Raw genomic sequence first — 17,538 nt, 5'->3', positions numbered from 1 at the left:
CCAACAATCGACCCGCAATACCTACGCGATCTTGAGTTTTTACCAGCTCGAAGCGGACCGCTCCGCTCTCGAGCCGCAGTTGATAGCCCGCGATCGGCTTCCACTGGACGCCCTGCCCCGTCCTGCTCCGAGCGGACCTCACCGGTCCGGCCGTTGAGCCCGGCGGCGGCAGTGCCTAATCGAAACGGTAGTAAGAGTGACCACAGACAACCACCACCTCCACGCGGACAACAGCGATGACGAAATCTTCGTCGAAGAGACGCTTGTCACCACTGAAGAACCGCACCAGGAAGCACCCGAGACCTTCGCCGACTTCAACGTCCGCGCTGACATCGTCGAATCCCTCGCGGACGCGGGGATCGTGCACCCCTTCCCCATTCAGGCGATGACCCTCTCCATCGCGCTGGGCGGCCACGACATCATCGGACAGGCCAAGACCGGAACGGGTAAGACCCTCGGTTTCGGCGTGCCTGCCCTGCAGCGCGTGGTCGGCCCCTCGGACGAGGGTTACGACAGGCTGCCCGCGCCCGGAGCACCACAGGCGCTCATCGTTGTTCCGACGCGTGAGCTCGCCGTCCAGGTCGCCGATGACCTCACGAAAGCCGCAAAGAAGCGGAACGCCCGCATCGTGACGATCTATGGCGGCCGTGCGTACGAGCCGCAGATCGAGGCGCTCAAGCGCGGCACCGAAGTGGTCGTCGGCACGCCCGGCCGCCTGATCGATTTGTACCGCCAAAAGATCTTGTCGCTGAAGAACGTCCGCATCGTTGTCCTGGACGAAGCGGACGAGATGCTTGACCTCGGGTTCCTGCCCGATGTCGAGACCCTGATGTCGGCAACCCCGGCGATCCGCCAGACCCTGCTCTTCTCGGCAACCATGCCTGGACCCGTTGTGGCCATGGCCCGGCGCTACATGTCGCACCCGACGCACATCCGCGCTGCTGATCCTGAAGACGACGGCGCCACCAAGAAAGATATTCGCCAGGTCATTTACCGCGCGCACAACCTTGACAAGGACGAAGTGGTGGCCAGGATCCTTCAGGCCCGCGGCCGCGGACGCACCATCATCTTCACCAAGACCAAGCGCACGGCCGCGAAGCTCTCGGAAGAGCTGGTGGACCGCGGATTCGCCGCCGGCGCGATCCACGGCGACCTGGGCCAGGGAGCCCGTGAGCAGGCCCTTCGCGCCTTCCGCGGAGACAAGATCGATGTTCTGGTCGCAACCGAGGTTGCGGCCCGCGGCATCGACGTCGAGGACATCACCCACGTCATCAACTTCCAGTGCCCTGAGGATGAGAAGGCCTATCTGCACCGCGTTGGCCGTACCGGCCGTGCGGGCAAGAAGGGCACCGCAGTCACTTTTGTGGACTGGGACGACGTTCCCCGCTGGGGCCTGATCAACAAGGCGCTCGGGCTTGACCAGGCCGAACCCGTGGAAACGTACTCGTCCTCGCCGCACCTGTACACCGACCTCGACATTCCCGAGGGCACCAAGGGACGCCTCCCCCGCGCCCAGCGCACGCTCGCGGGGATCAACGCCGAGAAGATCGAAGACCTCGGCGAAACCGGCAAGAAAAACCGCACCGGCGACCGCACCCGCTCGGGTGGCCGCGGCGGCAAGCAGGGTTCCGAGGAGAAGACGGGAGGCCGTCGTCGTAGTGGTGGCTCAGCCGCTCCCGCCGAGGACCACGCCGCAGCGGAAGCCGGCGGCACGCGGGCAGAGCGGACCGACCGCCCCAAGCGCAACCGGCCACGGACCCGCCGTCGTAACGGCGAGGTCGTGGCCAAGCCTGCCGCAGACAGCTGACAGATCCGTGGGAGATCTTCCGGTCCATCCGGTCTGGCGGCCGGATGGACCGAACCTCGTGGTGCAGGCGGACAACCTGGAGTACCTGGCCGGGCTTCCGGACAATTCCTTCACCATGATCTACGTGGACCCGCCGTTCAACACGGGCCGCTCGCAACGCAGGCAGCAGACCTCCATGGTCCGCAGCGCGCCGGGTGCCGGGGACCGCGTCGGTTTCAAGGGGCTCAGCTACTCCACGGTCAAAGGCATGCTCGCAAGCTACGACGATGCCTTCGAGGACTACTGGGAGTTCCTCGTACCCCGCCTCGCCGAGGCATGGCGTCTGTTAGCTGAGGACGGGACCCTCTATGTGCACCTCGATTACCGGGAAGTGCACTATGCCAAGGTCATGCTCGACACCCTGTTCGGGCGTGAGTGCTTCCTCAACGAAATCATCTGGGCCTACGACTACGGCGCCCGGGCACGACGCCGCTGGCCGGCGAAACACGACAACATCCTTGTGTACGTGAAGGATCCGGCGGCGTATCACTTCGACAGCGCCGAAGTTGACCGTGAGCCGTACATGGCGCCCGGCCTTGTGACGCCGGAGAAGGCAGCGCTCGGCAAGTTGCCCACCGACGTCTGGTGGCACACCATCGTCTCCCCGACGGGCAAGGAAAAGACCGGCTACCCTACGCAGAAGCCGGAGGGTTTGGTGCGGCGGGCTCTGGCTGCGAGCAGCAGGCCGGGTGATTGGGTGCTTGACTTCTTCGCCGGCTCTGGGACGCTGGGCGCCGTCGCGGGCAAGCTCGGACGGCGGTTCGTCTGCGTGGACAGCAATCCGCAGTCGATCGAGGTGATGTCCCGGCGGCTGGCACCCTGGCTGGAGGCGGAAGCAGGCAGTCCGACATCCGATGAGCTGGATTCGCCGGCCGCTACCGGATAACGCTGCTGCCGGTAGCCAGTTCCTCTAGGCGTTGAAACATCTCGGGCCGTGTGACGTTCTCACCCAGCCGGTTGGGCTTCCCGGTTCCGTGATAGTCGCTTGAGCCGGTGATCAGCAGGTTGTGCCGCGAGGCGATTCGATGCAGATCCGCGCGCCCCTGCTCCGAGTTGTCCCGGTGATCGATCTCCAGGCCGAGAAGGCCGGCGTCGATCATTTCTTCGGTCACCCGGTTGTCCACGACCCGGCCTCGGGAGGACGCCACTGGATGCGCGAAGACCGGAACGCCCCCTGCCTCACGTACCAGCGCCACCGCATCTGCGGGGTGTGGGGCATAGTGTCCAACCCAGTACCGTGACCGGGCGCTGAGCATGCTGGCGAACGCCTCGCTCCTCGTCGCCACGACCTTCAGTGCCACGAGCGTATCGGCGATGTGTGGCCGCCCAATGGTTGCGCCTTCGGCGACGTGTTCAAGCACGTGGGGCCACGAGATCGGGTAGTCCACGGAAAGTTTCTCCACCATCCGTTCAGCCCGGGTAAGCCGGGCCGATCTCGACCGCTCGACTTCAGCCAGCAGTCCCGGATGGGCCGGATCATGCAGGTAGGAGAGCACGTGCACGCTGATGCCTGTTTCGGTGCGGCAGGACACCTCCATACCAGGAACCAGTGTCAGACCCAGAGTGCGGGCTTCCGCGGCCGCATCGGCCCAGCCGGCTGTGGAGTCGTGGTCGGTGAGTGCGACGACGTCGAGTCCGGCTGCGGCCGCGGCGCGCATGACGTCCGCCGGGCTTTCAGTGCCGTCAGACTCGGTGGAGTGGGCGTGCAGGTCAATTCTCACCAAATAACTGTACGCCCGGCGGGCCCCAGGGAGTGTTTGGCTCACTCCACGGCCGGTGAGACGATGGTCTGGTGAGTACAGCAGAGAACATCCCATCGGCAGTAACCATGAATCCGAACGAAGCCGGCAATGACGCCACCCCTGTCACGCCGGAGGAGCAGCCGCTCTCGAGCCGCAACGAGAACCGGTCGCAGCGGCCGGACTCGGACGCTTTCAAGGCGTTCATGGGTTCCAATTGGGCGCCGAAAGACACCGAGCTTCCAGCGGAAGCTGAAGTAGCGCGGTACGCGGCGCAGCGCCGCCTCAAGGTCTCCCGGCAATTCCCCGGCGAGCGCCTGGTCATTCCCGCCGGTCCCCTGAAGGTCCGCTCAAACGACACGGACTACCGTTTCCGCCCGCACTCCGGGTTCGCCCACCTCACCGGACTCGGCCTGGACCACGAGCCCGACGCAGTGCTCGTCATGGAGCCGGTTGAAGAAGGCAACGGCGACGACGGCGGCAACCATCACTCCACCCTCTACTTCCGCGAACTGGCCGGACGGGACAGCGCCGAGTTCTACGCGAACGCGCGTTACGGCGAGTTCTGGATCGGCTCCCGTCTTTCCCGCGCGGAGGTGCGTGCACTGCTAGCGCTGGAAACAGCTGACCTCGCCGACCTTGAAACGGCGATCACGAAGGACGCCGGCGCAGTGGAGATCGGCGGCACCCGCATCCGTTTGCTCCGGGAAGTCGATCTGAACGCTGACGCCCTGGTGGACACGTCCCGCATCAACACGGGTGTGGACCTTGAGGCCTCCGATGCGCTCGACGCAAAACTTGCGGAAGCTCTGTCCGAACTTCGACTCATCAAGGATGAGTGGGAGGTCGAGCAGATGCGCAGGGCTGTGGAGGCTACCGTGAACGGGTTCCACGAGGTTGTGAAGGAACTGCCGCGCGCTATTACGCATCCGCGCGGCGAGCGCGTGGTTGAAGGGGCGTTCTTCGCCCGGGCACGGGAAGAGGGCAACGACCTCGGCTACGACACCATCGCAGCTTCGGGCAACAACGCAACCATTCTGCACTGGATCCGCAACAACGGGCAGGTCAACGCCGATGAGCTGTTGCTCCTGGATGCTGGAGTGGAGGCTGACAGCCTCTACACGGCGGACATCACCCGCACGCTGCCGGTGAGCGGCAAATATTCCGATATTCAGCGCAAGGTCTACCAGGCCGTGCTGGACGCCGCCGACGCCGGTTTTGCGGCTGCGAAGGTGGGCGTGAAGTTCCGCGAGGTGCACGCCGCTGCTGTAGCCGTGCTTGCTGAGCGTTTGGATGAGTGGGGTTTCCTGCCTGTGCCGCTGGACGAAGCTCTTGCTCCCGAGGGCCAGCACCACCGCCGGTGGATGCCGCACGGCACCAGCCACCACCTTGGCATGGACGTCCATGACTGCGCACAGGCCCGGCGGGAACTCTACCTCGATGGGGTCCTGGCGGAGGGGATGGTCTTCACCATCGAGCCGGGCCTCTACTTCAAGGAAGAGGATCTCGCGGTTCCCCAGGAGTATCGCGGAATCGGTGTGCGCATTGAAGACGACATCCTGATGACGGCGGATGGACCGGTGAACCTCAGTTCAGCACTTCCCCGCGATCCCGACGACGTCGAGGCGTGGATGGCTGGTATCTACAGCCCTACCGGCGAATAGCGGATCACCCCTACGACCGCAAGAAAGGGCGGACAGCCACGTGGCTGTCCGCCCTTTCTTGCAGTTCGGGTTCATGCGCTTCGGCTTTAGGGGTTGCGCGCCTGATCGCTGGTGGATTCGTCGCCCTGCTTTTCCGGTTCAGGGGACGTCGGCCCTGCCTGCGGTTCAACGCGCACTCCGTACTGCGGCCGGCCGTCGGGAAGATCGGGGAACTGCCCGCGGGTGGAACGACGCGTGGCATCGCTCTGCTCCTCACCGGCTTGCGGCGGCGCAGCACCCTGAGCAGCGTCCGGTGCCTGCACGTGCGGAGGCTGGACCGGCGGCTGAGTCCAGCTTTCGGGACGCTGCGGGGGCTGGTTCTGCTGCGGAGGCGGACCCCACGGCTGGGGCGGCGCCGCTGCCTCCCCCTGCGGACGCGAGTTCATCGGAAGCTGCTGCAGCATGCGGCGGGCTTCACCGGCTACGGAGGGATCAACAATGACGTCGTAGCTGGTGGCCACGACCTGGCTGGTTGACGTGAAGTCCCGCTTTCCCCGCTGGAAGGCGTAGGCGATCACTCCGAACAACACCCAGAAAACAGCGCCGAGCGCCATCGAGGACAGGATAGGCAGGTAGGTTGAGTCACCGCCGAAAAGCGTCAGGATGAAGCCCACAAACAGGCCGAACCATGCGCCGGTGGCGGCACTGGCAAGCGCAACCCTGGGATAGCTCAGGCGACCTGTCACCCGTTCCACCGTCTTGAGGTCATTGCCGATGATCGACACCTGCTGCACGGGGAACTTGCTGTCCGCGAGATAGTCCACTGCCTTCTGCGCATCCAGGTACGAGTTGTACCGGCCGATGGTTTCGCCCTTCGGGAGGGTGCGGCCCTCATCGCGTGAGGCGGTTCGTCCAAGTACGTTTGACATAGTTTCATTCTTGCTTACAAGCGCTTGGCTGTGTCACCGTATCGCTCGCGGTGAACTTTCCGGGCTGACGGAAAGCTCCCCGAAGGCCGGAGGTCCCCGGGCGCAGGTTGTGCGGGCTGTCACGCAATACGGCTCTAGTACAGCAACGGCAGTAGCCTTGGCATGTGAGCAGCAACCCAACGCGCGTATTCGTGGCACGTCTTTTGGGCCTGGACGTCTTCGACCCTCTCGGTGACCGTCTCGGGCGGCTTCGTGATGCCGTCGTGCTGGATCGCGGTCCAGCAGTTGTTCCCCAGGTGGTGGGCCTCGTGGTCGAGGTTCCGGGCAAGAAGCGCGTCTTCGTGCCCATGACCCGTGTGACCTCCATCGACGCAGGCCAGATCATCTGCACCGGGCTGGTTAATTTGCGCCGCTTCGACCAGCGTGGGGCCGAACAGCTTGTTGTCGCAGAGCTGTTCGACCGCAGGATTACCCTGCGCGACGGCAGCGGTGAAGCGACCATTGAAGATGTTGCCATGGAGAAGGACCGCTCCGGGGATTGGCATGTCTCCCAGATTTTCGTCCGCCGCGGCGGACCGCAATCCCGCCTTCGGGGCCTCCGTCGAGGCGAGCGTCTCATCATTGACTGGCTCGATGCCTTCCACGGCGACGCTGACGAACCACAGGCTGCGACCTCCTTCGTCGCACAGCACGATGACCTGAAAGCCGCCGACTTCGCCGACGCGCTCCACGAAATGAGTGTGAAGCGCCGGATCGAGGTGGCCACCGAACTTCAGGATGAGCGCCTCGCCGACATCCTCCAGGAACTGCCCGACGACGACCAGGTACAGATCCTGTCCTCCCTGGACCGGGAGCGGGCCGCAGACGTGCTCGAGGAGATGGACCCGGATGACGCCGCAGACCTTCTGAACGAACTGCCGGAAGAGCAAAAGGAAGAACTGCTTCAACTCATGGAGCCGGACGATGCCAAGGACGTGCGGCGACTGTTGCAGTACGAGGAGGACACAGCAGGGTCGCTGATGACGCCCGTACCCGTCATCCTGCCTCCTGAAGCGACAGTTGCCGAGGCACTGGCGCATGTGCGCCGGGAGGAGCTCACCCCTGCGTTGGCATCCTCGATCTTCGTATGCAGACCGCCGCTTGAGACACCGACCGGTCGCTACCTGGGCGTTGTCCACATCCAGCAGCTGCTGCGCTTCCCGCCGCCTGAGCAGCTGGGAAACATCGTCGACACTGATCTGGAACCGGTCAGTGACCAGGCGAATATCAGCGAGGTGTCGCGGATCCTCGCAACCTACAACCTGAATTCGCTGCCGATCGTCAATGGCGACGGCCGACTAGTGGGGGCGGTGACTGTTGATGACGTCCTTGATCACCTGCTACCGGAAGACTGGCGTGCGCAGGACGTCACGCCCGATACAACTCGGGGAGGCATGAATGGCTGAGAGAACCAGAACTGTGACCAGCAGCGGCCTGGACACACCACGCGAAAGCCGCGCGAGGTTATTGCCACGTCTGCGCCCCAACCCAGACGCCTTCGGGAGCGCGACCGAGAATTTCGCGCGCTTCATGGGCACGCCGCAGTTCCTCTTCTACATGACGGTATTCGTAGCTGTGTGGCTGGCTTGGAACAGCTGGGCCCCGGAGTCGTGGAGGTTCGACAGCGCGGCGATCGGGTTCACGCTGCTTACCCTCATGTTGTCCCTGCAGGCGTCCTATGCCGCTCCCCTTTTGCTGCTGGCGCAGAACCGGCAGGATGACCGTGACCGCGTCTCCCTCCAACAGGACCGGCAGCGCGCCGAGCGGAACCTGTCGGACACCGAGTACCTCACGCGTGAGATCGCGGAGCTGCGCATCGCGCTGCGGGAGGTTGCCACCCGCGACTTCGTCCGGTCGGAGCTGCGCTCCGTCATGGAGGAGCTGTTGGAGTCCGCCGACAGCCATGAGACACCCGCCCAACGCAAGCCCAGACGCAGGGTATCTGATGCCACCACGTCCCTCCCCCAGGTGCCGCCGGCGCGCAAGGACAGACAGTGACGGACGAACAGTCCCAATCCCTCGAAAGCGCTGTCCGCGCCGCCCTCGGGAAGGTGATCGACCCGGAGTTGCGCCGTCCCATCACCGAGTTGGGCATGGTGGAGGACATCACGGTGCACGACGACGGCGCCGTCGTCGTGCACGTCTTGCTGACTATTGCCGGATGCCCGCTGCGCGACACCATCACCAGGGATGTGGAAACAGCGCTCATCGGACTCCCCGGCGTGAGCACGGCTTCGGTGCAGCTGGGGGTTATGACGCAAGCGCAGCGAGACACCTTGAAGGATAGGCTTCGCGGCCCTGGAGCAAAGCGCGGCATCCCGTTCAACGATCCTGGATCCCTGACGCGCGTGCTGGCCGTTGCAAGCGGCAAGGGCGGCGTGGGCAAGTCAAGCGTTACCGTGAACCTCGCGGCCTCAATGGCGGCACAGGGTCTGCGGGTCGGCATTGTCGACGCCGACGTCTACGGATTCTCGGTTCCTGCCCTCATGGGCATCGAGCAGTCACCCACGCGCGTGGACGAGATGATCCTTCCTCCGGTTGCACACGGGGTCAAGGCGATTTCGATCGGTATGTTCGTCGCGGGTAACCAGCCGGTCGCCTGGCGCGGCCCGATGCTGCACAGGGCGCTGGAGCAATTCCTCCAGGATGTGTACTTCGGGGACCTGGATGTACTGTTCCTCGATCTGCCGCCGGGAACAGGGGACATCGCAATCTCCGTCTCGCAACTGCTGCCCGGGGCGGAACTGCTCATCGTCACCACTCCTCAGTCAGCGGCCGCCGACGTCGCAGAGCGCGCCGGTTCCATGGCAGTCCAGACAGGCCAGAAAGTTGCGGGAGTTATCGAGAACATGTCGTGGCTCGAGCTTCCCTCGGGTGAGCGCATGGAGGTATTCGGCAGCGGCGGCGGTGCCGAGCTGGCCCGCCGGCTCACCGCGACGGTCGGGTACAGCGTCGACCTGCTCGGAAGTATTCCGCTGGAACCTGCCCTGCGGGAAGGCGGTGACAGCGGACGCCCCGTGGTTCTGGACGGCAGCTCCGGCGCTGCCGGCGAGCTTCGCCGCATTGCCACAGCGTTGGCGCGCCGGCCTCGCGGGCTGAGCGAGAGACTGCTGAAAGTTACGCCTACTCACATGTGAGAACGCGTCATGTTGCCTCGACATCGAATGGTGCGGGCTGGCCCGCAGTGAGCCGCTGCGGGGTGACGGCTGTGGCGCCGGTCGCATCATCCGCCGCGGCGGAACCGGGCGTGTAGGCCGTGGGTGTAGAGGGTGAGCGCGGACCGGGAATGGACCCGTTCTCACTCACGGGCTTGATGGCATCTTCAATGTCGTCGAGGAGCGCCTCTTTGATGATGCGGCGAGGATCGTACTGGCGCGGATCAAGCTTGCGCCAGTCGACGTCGTCGAACTCCGAACCGACTTCCTCCCGGAGCTGCTCACGAGCGCCGGTGGCCATCCTTCGCAAGCCCTTCACGAGCTGTGCCAGCTGGGACGCGTATTCGGGCAGGCGTTCAGGACCAAGGACGATCACAGCAATGAGCGCCAACAGCAGGAACTCGTATCCATTGATTCCAAACACCCTCGAAGCCTACCTGCCGGACAACACCGAATCTATTTGCGTCAGGGCGCGGGCTGGGCGAGCTTCCCGAGACCGCGGAGAATACGGCTCAGCGGGTCGCTAGGTGCGTCCGGGCGGGAGTAGGCGAGCTGGGAGTGTTCGTTGAACATCAGCTGACTGACAGCGCGGGGCATATCCGCGACGGGCAGCGTGGACACTACCGTGTACGTCGCCGAGCCGGAATCGATAACCAGCTGCCAGGCACGTCCGGGGTGGAGCCATACCGTTTGCTCGGTGCCGCCGATTTCCTCGAATCCGTCCTCCTGCACGGTATTTCCAGTCGCCGCATTGACAGCGGCAGAGGTTGGGATATCCGTCTCTCCCCGCTGCTCATAGATGGTCAGCGTGTGAGTGCCGTCCGACAGGTTCAGCTGTAGGGTGGGCCGGCCGTCTATCTCGTGTGCCTGGGCACCCTCAAGCCGGAAGCCCAGCGACTGCAGTTCCGGGCAGAACCAGCCGTCGTCGCGCAGCTGTTCGATCTGACCTTCATCGAGACTGGCGGGAGTGCCTTCTGCGACACTGTTGAAGCTCTCTGAAACGGACGCAGAGCCGGCCGTTGCCGGAAATTCGCCGGACTCCACCTCGGAGCCGAGCGCGTAGGCTGCACTCAGGGTCGCGACGGCGGCGACTGCGATAGCGCTGCCGACCGCCACAACCGCCCTGTGCCGGTGGGCGAAGGACTCGTCGCTCATGCGCGCCGGGCTGCCGGCGGCGGCGTTGCCCGCATCAGCCAGTCCGTCAAGTCCCGCAGGCGAAGCGGCCGATCTGCGCAGGATGCGCTCGCACAGGTCTTCTGAGGGGCCGGGAGTCGAGGTGCACCGAAGCCGACGACGGATTGCCTGCTCCTGCTCCACGACCTCGTGGCACCGTGCACACCGAAGAAGGTGCTTCTCGACTGCGTGCTGCCGGACCGGGCTCAGCTCGCCCGCCACGTAGTCGATCAGGAAACGGGTTGGATGGCGCATCGACCTAGCGCGCACCTGCGATTCGAGGCAGGCTGAGGCGGGTTGGAGCAGGTGGAGTCTGCCGGGGGTCCCTGTGAGCCAGTTTCTCTCGAAGGATGGTGCGTCCACGGTGGATGCGGGAACGTACAGTGCCGAGTTTCACCCCAAGCGCGCGGGCCACCTCGTCGTAAGGCAAACCCTCAAGATCACACAGCACTACGGCGGCGCGGAAGTCCGGCGGAAGCTCCTCCAGAGCGGCCTGCACATCGAGATCGAGGTTGTTGAATTCGAAGCTGCGCTCCGGGCTCGGGTGGGTGCTGGGCAGCCGGCTCTCGGCATCTTCAGCCAGCCCGTCGAACCGGATGCGGTTCTTCCGACGCGCCTGGTCCAGGAACAGGTTCGTGGTGATCCGGTGGAGCCACCCGTCGAGGGTTCCCGGCTTGAAGTTCGCCAGAGACCGGAAGACGCGGACGAACACCTCCTGGGTAAGGTCTTCCGCGTCGTACTTGTTGCCCGTCAGGCGGTAGGCAAGCCTATAGACCTTGGGAGAGTGGTCACGAACCACTTCTTCCCATGACGGCGGCACCCAGCCGGGTACCCCCTGATCGTGCTCTCCGGTGGTGACGCCCTGTGCAGGGGCCACCGTGCGCGAAGTAGCCATCGACCTTCTCCTCTCGCCCTCGAATGATGTGTTTGGTGTGCTGCGCCAGTCGTAAACCGAAAGACCCACATCAGGTATTCGGGGCTTCACCTTGGTTGGATGCCTTATAGTGCACGTCGTGCATATCAATCGTGCCGGATCTTGCTGTGAGCTCGCTGGAAAGATCAGGAGAACGGGCTGCGCTGTTACGCGGTGATACCCGGGGCCCCCCTTCATCGGCAGTAGGCTGGGAAAGATACGCCCGGCAGTTCGCGGGAACCATCCGACCCTACTCAGCTCCCGGTTGAACCGCTGGAGAGAACGGAACAACATGAGCGCGCAGAAGCAGGCTAACTGGTCCTACACGGAAGGCCTGCCGGTTGAAGACGATGTCCTGCTTCGCGCACGCGACCGCTCATACGAGCTGGGGGTCACTCCCGTCACCACCGGCATTGCGGCCGCGCTCACCGTTCTTGCCGCGGCGTCGAAGGCGATGACGGTTGTCGAAGTCGGCGCCGGGGCGGGTGTATCCGGAGTGTGCCTGCTGCGGGGCATGGGGGCGAATTCGGTTCTGACCACGATCGACTCGGACGTGGACCATTTGCGGGCGTCCCGGGAGGCGTACTCGGAGGCGGGAATTCCGGCGAACCGGACGCGCACTATCTCGGGGCGTGCGGCTGATGTGCTCCCGCGGCTGACCGATGCAGCCTATGATCTGGTGTTTCTCGATGCTGACAAAACCAACCTCCCGCTGTACGCGGACCAGGCGGTCCGACTTCTCAAACGCGGAGGGCTGCTTCTGATTAACGACGCCCTGGATGGCGGCAAAGTAGCTGACCCGGCCATTCGCGACGCGTCAACCAACACGCTGCGGCAGGTGGGCAAGACGCTGCGTGCCAACGAGTCGCTGGTCAGCTCGCTGATGCCAGCCGGAAACGGCCTCTTGATGGCAGTCAAAATGCCCGCGTAGCGGGCACAAGAACTCGTCAGTCGGTGCTGCTGAAAGGCTGCTGAAAGATTCTTGGTGCTGAGACGTCTGGAGTGCTGGACGTCAGTCCGTGACGGTGACCAGGCAGTCTTTGAGCTTGCCGGCTTCCTCGGCGTTCAGCTCGACCACCAGGCGCCCGCCGCCGTCGATCGGAACCCGCATGATGAGGCTGCGTCCCTCTTTGGTGACTTCCATAGGTCCATCACCGGTACGGGGTTTCATGGCAGCCATCTGAGTAGTTTCCCTTCCACGGTGTGCGCAGCCGGAACCGGGCCGCGGTCAACATTGCACGGCGGAGTATCCCCCGTACGCTCGTCCACACCTATTATCCCGTAGAAGTGCGCGCCGAGCTAATCGCCATGCGGCGCCCATCACATCGTCACGGTGAATAATCGCCCGCGCCGAACAGCGGTGCCCATGCCCACAGCCACGTGACCCACACGATCTGCAGGCTTGCACAAGCGGCGAGCGCCAGCCATCGGTATGCCCTCGAATCCGAGAGCAGGACAAACGCAAGTACCAGCGGAAACAACGGAAGCAGGATCCGGAAAGTGCTCGTCTGCGGATTCCAAAAAGCGGCCAGGTACAAGAGGTAGGCCGCGCACCACAGCTGGAGCGGCAATCCGAGACGCCGGCCCGCGCGTGAGAGGAGAATCGCGGCGAAACCGGCGGTCAGCAGCACTAGGCCGACCGGGCCCAGGACAGGGCCCAGCAACTGCATCGACGCACTGAGCCAGGGCGCGAAAAGCGTGAGTTCAGATCCGCGCCAGGCGGTCTCTGTCTGGACGTAGGCGTCCGGTATACCGGTCGCAATCCACGCGACAACCGGCCAAACGACGGCCGCAATGCCGCAAACACCGGCAAGGACCGCCAGCCGCAGCAGATCCCCCGCAGCCGAGGACCTCCCCTCCGGGGCATCGCCCCGCGCCGCCAGTCCCATCAGCAGGAGGACTCCCAGCATCGCGGCGAAAGGGACACCGGCCGGGCGGGCAAGGCACATCAGCACCACCACTGGGACGGCGCGCAGGTAGTGTCCCCCGATCACCAGATACAGCGCGAGTGACAGCAGCATCAGATGAAGGGATTCTGCGTAAGGAATCTGCAGGATGGGCGATATCGGAAGGAAAGCGACCAGCCCCACTGCCCACAGTGCATCCCGGTGAGCGGAGCGCAGCCGGAAGAGGCGGTAGATCACGAGCGCGGCCGCAGCTCCAGACAGGGTGGCGAGGACCGCGGCCCCGGGATTCCATCCCGTGCCCGTGAGCATCGAGAAGACCCGCACGGCCGCCGGGAAAAGCGGGTAGAACGCCCACTGGTTCTCGAGAACGGACCCGTCGTCGCCCCGCGGGAGCGCGGTGGGATACCCGCCGTCGTGTATTCGCGCGTACCAACCGCTGTCCCAGAAATTGATGAACTCTTCATAGGTGGGAGAACCGTCGGCCCACGGACTGGGCATCTGGAGGCGCGCGGCTACGGTGAGCACAATCGTCGAATACAACCGGGCTACACCGTAGATGAGAAGCACCTGCAGCCACCAGGGGAAAGCCGCCGCCCGATCACGGAGCGACCGGATCCAGGCAGGCAACGACGACCCGCCAAGCCTCAGGGATTCACGCAGTCTCAGCGACATGGAAGGGTCCCGCGGCGTCATTTCGTACCCAGCAGGAAGCAAGGTGGTCATTCACATAACCCGTTGCCTGTTGCATGGCGTAAGCAGTGGTGGGCCCGACGAACCGGAACCCGAGCGAGCGCAGCTTCTTCGCGAGCGCAATTGATTCGGGCACGACGGCGGGAACATCCGCGAGCGACTCAGGCGCAGCTTTAGGCGGCGGCCGGTGGCTCTCCAGAACTCCCGCCAGCGTCATTCCCTCCGGAAGCGCGAGCAGCGCCCTCGCGTTGGAGATCGTCGCGAGGATCTTGGCGCGGTTCCGCACGATGCCGGCGTCGCTGAGCAAGCGGGCAACGTCGTCGTCGTCAAAGGCCGCGACCTCTTGCGGGTCAAAACCGGCGAAAGCCGCACGGAAGGCCTCCCGCTTCCGGAGGATGGTGATCCAGCTGAGCCCGGACTGGAACGCCTCCAGGCTGATTCGTTCGAAGAGAGCCTGATCGCCAACGACTGGACGGCCCCACTCAAGGTCGTGATAGGCCTCGTACTCGGTGCTGGAGATGGCCCAGCCGCACCGCAGGCGGCCGTCGCTGCCGCTGACCGCGGTCACCGAGCGTCCCGATTCTGGTTCTGCAGCGCTTCGATGAGCTCGTCCCGCTCGGCAAGCGCTGCGGCAAGCCGGTCAAGAACTTCGTCCACCTGGTCCATCCGATAGCCCCTCAATCCGAGGGAGAAGCGGATACGGCCGATATCCGACGCGGTGGGGCGATCCGGGAGCAGGACAGGCGGAAGGTTCGGCGTCGGCTCAACCAACCCCGTCACGCTCGGCTGGTCGCGCGGCGGCAGCTGATCCCTCCCCTGCCATCCCCGACCGACGGCGAAAAACGCGGTGGCGCCGACGGCCACTATGGCGATCAGCACGAGGAAGATGGTCATCACTCAGGGCCCGGTGTGCCTGGCTGTGTCAGCGAGGACGGCGCCCACCGCGTCCGCCGGATCATCGACCAGGTGAACCAGTGAAAGGTCCTTCTCGGAGATCATCCCGTTCGCGAGCAGCGTGTCCCGCACCCAGTTCCACAGCGGACCCCAGAAATCAGATCCGATGAGGATAATCGGGAATGACGTCACCTTTTGGGTCTGCACCAGTGTCATCGCTTCGAACAATTCGTCGAGAGTGCCGAATCCACCGGGCAGCACAATGAAACCCTGGGCGTACTTGACGAACATAGTCTTGCGGGCGAAGAAATAGCGGAAGTTGACGCCGAGATCCACCCACTCGTTCATCCCCTGCTCGAACGGAAGCTCGATACCGAGCCCCACCGATACTCCGCCCGCCTCACAAGCACCCTTGTTAGCCGCTTCCATAGCGCCCGGGCCGCCTCCCGTGATGACGGCGTACCCGGCCTCCACCAGAAGCCGGCCCACTTCCTCGCCTACCTTGTAGAACTGCGAGTCCCGGGGAGTGCGAGCGGAACCAAACACGCTGATGGCAGGCCCCAGTTCCGACAGGGTGCCGAAGCCCTCCACGAACTCGCTCTGAATCCGGAGGACGCGCCACGGATCCGTTTTGGTGAACGGGGTTTCCTCCATCGAGTCGAGCAGGTACCGGTCCGACTGCACCGCACTTGCCTGGTCGCGGCGGAGTTCCACCTGGCCCCGGCGCCGTGCTGGTGCCGGGGGCCCTGCCTGCTGATCGTCATTACCGCTATGGGGACTCATACACCCAAGGCTAACCGGCGCGGGGGCCTGACGCTTTGGTTGCTCTTGAATCACGATTTCCGCTTTCGGCCAGTCGATGTACCGCCGGTGTGGAATCTTTGACTACATTTCTACCTATGACTCGTGACACACAGTCGGGCACGCCCTCGTCCGCGTCCAACTCGCCGGCCCAGCCGCTCGTCTCCCTCAAGAACGTCAACAAGCACTTCGGTGAACTCCATGTGCTCAAGGACATCAACCTTGAGGTCGCCCGCGGCGAAGTAGTGGTGGTGATCGGACCATCGGGCTCCGGCAAGTCCACGCTCTGCCGTGCCATCAACCGCCTTGAGACCATCGACAACGGCGAGATCCGCATCGACGGCAAAGTGCTCCCCGCGGAAGGCAAGGCGCTCGCGAAACTCCGCGCCGACGTCGGCATGGTCTTCCAGTCATTCAACCTCTTCGCTCATAAGTCCATCCTTGAGAACGTGACCCTGGGGCCGGTCAAGGTCAAGGGCATGAAGGTAAACGCGGCGAAAGATCTCGCCATGTCGCTTTTGAAGCGCGTGGGCGTCGATAACCAGGCGCAGAAGCTTCCCGCACAGCTTTCCGGAGGGCAGCAGCAACGTGTCGCCATAGCCCGTGCGCTGGCGATGCAGCCTAAGGTGATGCTTTTTGATGAGCCCACCTCTGCGTTGGACCCGGAGATGATCAACGAAGTGCTCGACGCCATGGTCTCCCTCGCCAAGGAGGGCATGACCATGATCGTTGTCACCCACGAGATGGGCTTCGCGCGGAAAGCCGCGGACCGCGTGATCTTCATGGCCGACGGCCAGATCGTCGAGCAGGCAAAGCCCGAAGAGTTCTTCACCAACCCGCAGAGCGATCGCGCCAAGGACTTCCTGGGCAAGATCCTCGCCCACTAACTACCGACGAATTCCCATCAGGAAATAACCCGAGGAGAAAACATGCGAACAACACGATATGGCGCATTGGCCATGGCAGCAGCAGCGGCGCTTACCCTGTCCGCCTGCGGCGGCGGCGGCGGAGAAGGCGAAGGCGGCGGCGCAGAAGGCGGCGGCGCAGAAGGCGGCGAAGCCGCAGCAGATTCGATCCGAATCGGCATCAAGTTTGACCAGCCGGGCCTCGGCTTCGACGAGGGCGGCTCCTACTCGGGCTTCGACGTTGACGTTGCCAAGTACGTTGCAGGCGAACTGGGCTACACCGAAGATCAGATCGAGTGGGTCGAAGCACCGTCCGCCAACCGCGAGAACCTGCTGTCAAACGAGCAGGTCGACATGATCTTCGCTACCTATTCGATCACCGACACCCGCAAGGAAACCGTCGACTTCGCCGGACCGTACTTTGTTGCAGGCCAGGACCTTCTCGTTCCCACCGACAGCGACATCACCGGACCGGAGGACCTGAACGGGCGGAACCTCTGCTCCGTCACCGGTTCCACCTCCGCACAGCGCGTGAAGGACGAGTTCGCTGAAGACGTTAACCTGATCGAGCAGCCCGGCTACGCGGAGTGTGTCAGCCTCATGGGCGGCGGACAGATCGACGCCGTCACCACCGATGACATCATCCTCGCCGGTCTTGCCGCCCAGGAAGCCAACCAGGGCCAGTTCAAGGTTGTCGGCAACCCGTTCTCGGAGGAGAACTACGGCGTTGGTCTCACCAAGGGCAGCGAATTGTGCTCGGACATCAACGCCGCCATCGAGAAGATGATCGAGGACGGCGCCTGGGAAGAAGCCCTGGCAGCCAACCTTGAAGGCGTCGACTATGAGCCGAACGCGGAACTGAACCCGCCGACGCCGGCTGAGTGCGCCTAACACCCTCTGCGGC

19 protein-coding genes are annotated in these 17,538 nt (G+C 64.2%); 9 read left to right on the top strand and 10 right to left on the bottom strand.

The window, feature by feature from the left end:
* Window positions 1-196: 196 nt before the first annotated feature.
* Together AC5RU3_RS02755 and AC5RU3_RS02750 are read left to right on the top strand one after the other, a co-directional pair.
* A complete protein-coding gene (locus tag AC5RU3_RS02755; protein WP_493964815.1) occupies window positions 197-1,807 on the top strand; it encodes a DEAD/DEAH box helicase in 1,611 nt (536 codons plus the stop codon).
* A gap of 7 nt (window positions 1,808-1,814) precedes the next feature.
* Window positions 1,815-2,732, top strand: a complete 918-nt coding sequence (locus AC5RU3_RS02750; protein ID WP_309123589.1) for a DNA-methyltransferase — start codon at window positions 1,815-1,817, stop codon at window positions 2,730-2,732.
* Here the strand turns inward: AC5RU3_RS02750 and AC5RU3_RS02745 are convergent.
* Window positions 2,722-3,567, bottom strand: coding sequence for a PHP domain-containing protein (locus AC5RU3_RS02745; protein WP_309070674.1), 846 nt, complete (start codon window positions 3,565-3,567; stop codon window positions 2,722-2,724). The genes AC5RU3_RS02750 and AC5RU3_RS02745 overlap by 11 nt on opposite strands.
* Before the next feature lie 107 nt (window positions 3,568-3,674).
* Here AC5RU3_RS02745 and AC5RU3_RS02740 point away from each other — a divergent pair, with 107 nt between their 5' ends.
* A complete protein-coding gene (locus tag AC5RU3_RS02740; RefSeq protein WP_309070693.1) occupies window positions 3,675-5,249 on the top strand; it encodes an aminopeptidase P family protein in 1,575 nt (524 codons plus the stop codon).
* Between the two features lie 86 nt (window positions 5,250-5,335).
* On the opposite strand, the gene AC5RU3_RS02735 is transcribed toward AC5RU3_RS02740, so the two are convergent.
* Window positions 5,336-6,157 carry a YflT domain-containing protein gene (locus AC5RU3_RS02735; protein ID WP_309124202.1) on the bottom strand — a complete coding sequence of 274 codons (822 nt, stop codon included), beginning with the start codon at window positions 6,155-6,157 and terminating at the stop codon, window positions 5,336-5,338.
* Window positions 6,158-6,321: 164 nt separating this feature from the next.
* Here AC5RU3_RS02735 and AC5RU3_RS02730 point away from each other — a divergent pair, with 164 nt between their 5' ends.
* From AC5RU3_RS02730 to AC5RU3_RS02720, 3 genes are read left to right on the top strand one after another with little or no spacing between them, the layout of a single operon-like run.
* Entirely contained in the window at window positions 6,322-7,602 is a 1,281-nt protein-coding gene (locus AC5RU3_RS02730; RefSeq protein WP_309070672.1) for a magnesium transporter MgtE N-terminal domain-containing protein, read from the top strand.
* Complete coding sequence (locus AC5RU3_RS02725) at window positions 7,595-8,194, top strand: DUF1003 domain-containing protein (RefSeq protein WP_309070671.1); 600 nt, start codon at window positions 7,595-7,597, stop codon at window positions 8,192-8,194. The genes AC5RU3_RS02730 and AC5RU3_RS02725 overlap by 8 nt, the downstream gene beginning before the upstream one ends.
* Window positions 8,191-9,333, top strand: a complete 1,143-nt coding sequence (locus AC5RU3_RS02720) for an Mrp/NBP35 family ATP-binding protein (RefSeq protein WP_493964814.1) — start codon at window positions 8,191-8,193, stop codon at window positions 9,331-9,333. Before AC5RU3_RS02725 ends, AC5RU3_RS02720 begins: the two co-directional genes overlap by 4 nt.
* A gap of 7 nt (window positions 9,334-9,340) precedes the next feature.
* Here the strand turns inward: AC5RU3_RS02720 and AC5RU3_RS02715 are convergent, their stop codons facing one another.
* Genes AC5RU3_RS02715 through sigE form a run of 3 tightly spaced genes read right to left on the bottom strand, consistent with a single transcriptional unit; the run spans window position 9,341 to window position 11,419 of the window.
* Window positions 9,341-9,775: a twin-arginine translocase TatA/TatE family subunit gene (locus AC5RU3_RS02715; protein ID WP_309124200.1), complete on the bottom strand. Its 435-nt coding sequence runs from the start codon at window positions 9,773-9,775 to the stop codon at window positions 9,341-9,343.
* Window positions 9,776-9,816: 41 nt separating this feature from the next.
* A complete protein-coding gene (locus tag AC5RU3_RS02710; RefSeq protein WP_493964813.1) occupies window positions 9,817-10,779 on the bottom strand; it encodes a zf-HC2 domain-containing protein in 963 nt (320 codons plus the stop codon).
* 4 nt (window positions 10,780-10,783) lie between these two features.
* Window positions 10,784-11,419 (bottom strand): RNA polymerase sigma factor SigE, encoded by a 636-nt coding sequence (sigE, locus tag AC5RU3_RS02705; RefSeq protein ID WP_493964812.1) that lies wholly within the window; start codon window positions 11,417-11,419, stop codon window positions 10,784-10,786.
* A 310-nt stretch (window positions 11,420-11,729) separates the two neighbouring features.
* On the opposite strand from sigE, the gene AC5RU3_RS02700 reads away from it, so the two are divergent.
* On the top strand, window positions 11,730-12,368 hold the full coding sequence (locus AC5RU3_RS02700) for an O-methyltransferase (RefSeq protein ID WP_309070666.1): 639 nt from the start codon (window positions 11,730-11,732) through the stop codon (window positions 12,366-12,368).
* 81 nt (window positions 12,369-12,449) lie between these two features.
* Here the strand turns inward: AC5RU3_RS02700 and AC5RU3_RS02695 are convergent, their stop codons facing one another.
* The 5 genes from AC5RU3_RS02695 to AC5RU3_RS02675 all read right to left on the bottom strand — a co-directional run bounded on the left by AC5RU3_RS02695 (window position 12,450) and on the right by AC5RU3_RS02675 (window position 15,711).
* A complete protein-coding gene (locus AC5RU3_RS02695; RefSeq protein WP_309070665.1) occupies window positions 12,450-12,617 on the bottom strand; it encodes a DUF3117 domain-containing protein in 168 nt (55 codons plus the stop codon).
* Between the two features lie 148 nt (window positions 12,618-12,765).
* On the bottom strand, window positions 12,766-14,016 hold the full coding sequence (locus AC5RU3_RS02690; RefSeq protein ID WP_493964811.1) for a hypothetical protein: 1,251 nt from the start codon (window positions 14,014-14,016) through the stop codon (window positions 12,766-12,768).
* A complete protein-coding gene (locus AC5RU3_RS02685) occupies window positions 13,997-14,602 on the bottom strand; it encodes a DNA-3-methyladenine glycosylase I (protein WP_493964810.1) in 606 nt (201 codons plus the stop codon). The genes AC5RU3_RS02690 and AC5RU3_RS02685 overlap by 20 nt, the downstream gene beginning before the upstream one ends.
* On the bottom strand, window positions 14,599-14,928 hold the full coding sequence (locus AC5RU3_RS02680; protein ID WP_309070662.1) for a DivIVA domain-containing protein: 330 nt from the start codon (window positions 14,926-14,928) through the stop codon (window positions 14,599-14,601). Before AC5RU3_RS02680 ends, AC5RU3_RS02685 begins: the two co-directional genes overlap by 4 nt.
* 3 nt (window positions 14,929-14,931) lie before the next feature.
* Complete coding sequence (locus tag AC5RU3_RS02675) at window positions 14,932-15,711, bottom strand: LOG family protein (RefSeq protein ID WP_309070661.1); 780 nt, start codon at window positions 15,709-15,711, stop codon at window positions 14,932-14,934.
* Window positions 15,712-15,827: 116 nt separating this feature from the next.
* Here AC5RU3_RS02675 and AC5RU3_RS02670 point away from each other — a divergent pair, with 116 nt between their 5' ends.
* Together AC5RU3_RS02670 and AC5RU3_RS02665 are read left to right on the top strand one after the other, a co-directional pair.
* Entirely contained in the window at window positions 15,828-16,616 is a 789-nt protein-coding gene (locus AC5RU3_RS02670; protein ID WP_309070660.1) for an amino acid ABC transporter ATP-binding protein, read from the top strand.
* 42 nt (window positions 16,617-16,658) lie between these two features.
* A complete protein-coding gene (locus tag AC5RU3_RS02665) occupies window positions 16,659-17,525 on the top strand; it encodes a glutamate ABC transporter substrate-binding protein (protein WP_493964809.1) in 867 nt (288 codons plus the stop codon).
* Window positions 17,526-17,538 lie beyond the last annotated feature (13 nt).

Source organism: Arthrobacter sp. MDB1-55 (assembly GCF_059092925.1).
The sequence above is the reverse complement of the archived record's forward strand: the minus strand, read 5'-3'. Positions and strand labels throughout refer to the sequence as shown.

Coding starts and splice junctions, on each gene's coding strand:
- AC5RU3_RS02710 (WP_493964813.1), bottom strand. CDS start 10,779: ATGCGCCATCCAACCCGTTTCCTGATCGACTACGTGGCGGGCGAGCTG.
- AC5RU3_RS02695 (WP_309070665.1), bottom strand. CDS start 12,617: ATGGCTGCCATGAAACCCCGTACCGGTGATGGACCTATGGAAGTCACC.
- AC5RU3_RS02680 (WP_309070662.1), bottom strand. CDS start 14,928: ATGACCATCTTCCTCGTGCTGATCGCCATAGTGGCCGTCGGCGCCACC.
- AC5RU3_RS02725 (WP_309070671.1), top strand. CDS start 7,595: ATGGCTGAGAGAACCAGAACTGTGACCAGCAGCGGCCTGGACACACCA.
- AC5RU3_RS02690 (WP_493964811.1), bottom strand. CDS start 14,016: ATGTCGCTGAGACTGCGTGAATCCCTGAGGCTTGGCGGGTCGTCGTTG.
- AC5RU3_RS02735 (WP_309124202.1), bottom strand. CDS start 6,157: ATGTCAAACGTACTTGGACGAACCGCCTCACGCGATGAGGGCCGCACC.
- AC5RU3_RS02700 (WP_309070666.1), top strand. CDS start 11,730: ATGAGCGCGCAGAAGCAGGCTAACTGGTCCTACACGGAAGGCCTGCCG.
- AC5RU3_RS02675 (WP_309070661.1), bottom strand. CDS start 15,711: ATGAGTCCCCATAGCGGTAATGACGATCAGCAGGCAGGGCCCCCGGCA.
- AC5RU3_RS02665 (WP_493964809.1), top strand. CDS start 16,659: ATGCGAACAACACGATATGGCGCATTGGCCATGGCAGCAGCAGCGGCG.
- AC5RU3_RS02740 (WP_309070693.1), top strand. CDS start 3,675: ATGAATCCGAACGAAGCCGGCAATGACGCCACCCCTGTCACGCCGGAG.
- AC5RU3_RS02670 (WP_309070660.1), top strand. CDS start 15,828: ATGACTCGTGACACACAGTCGGGCACGCCCTCGTCCGCGTCCAACTCG.
- sigE (WP_493964812.1), bottom strand. CDS start 11,419: ATGGCTACTTCGCGCACGGTGGCCCCTGCACAGGGCGTCACCACCGGA.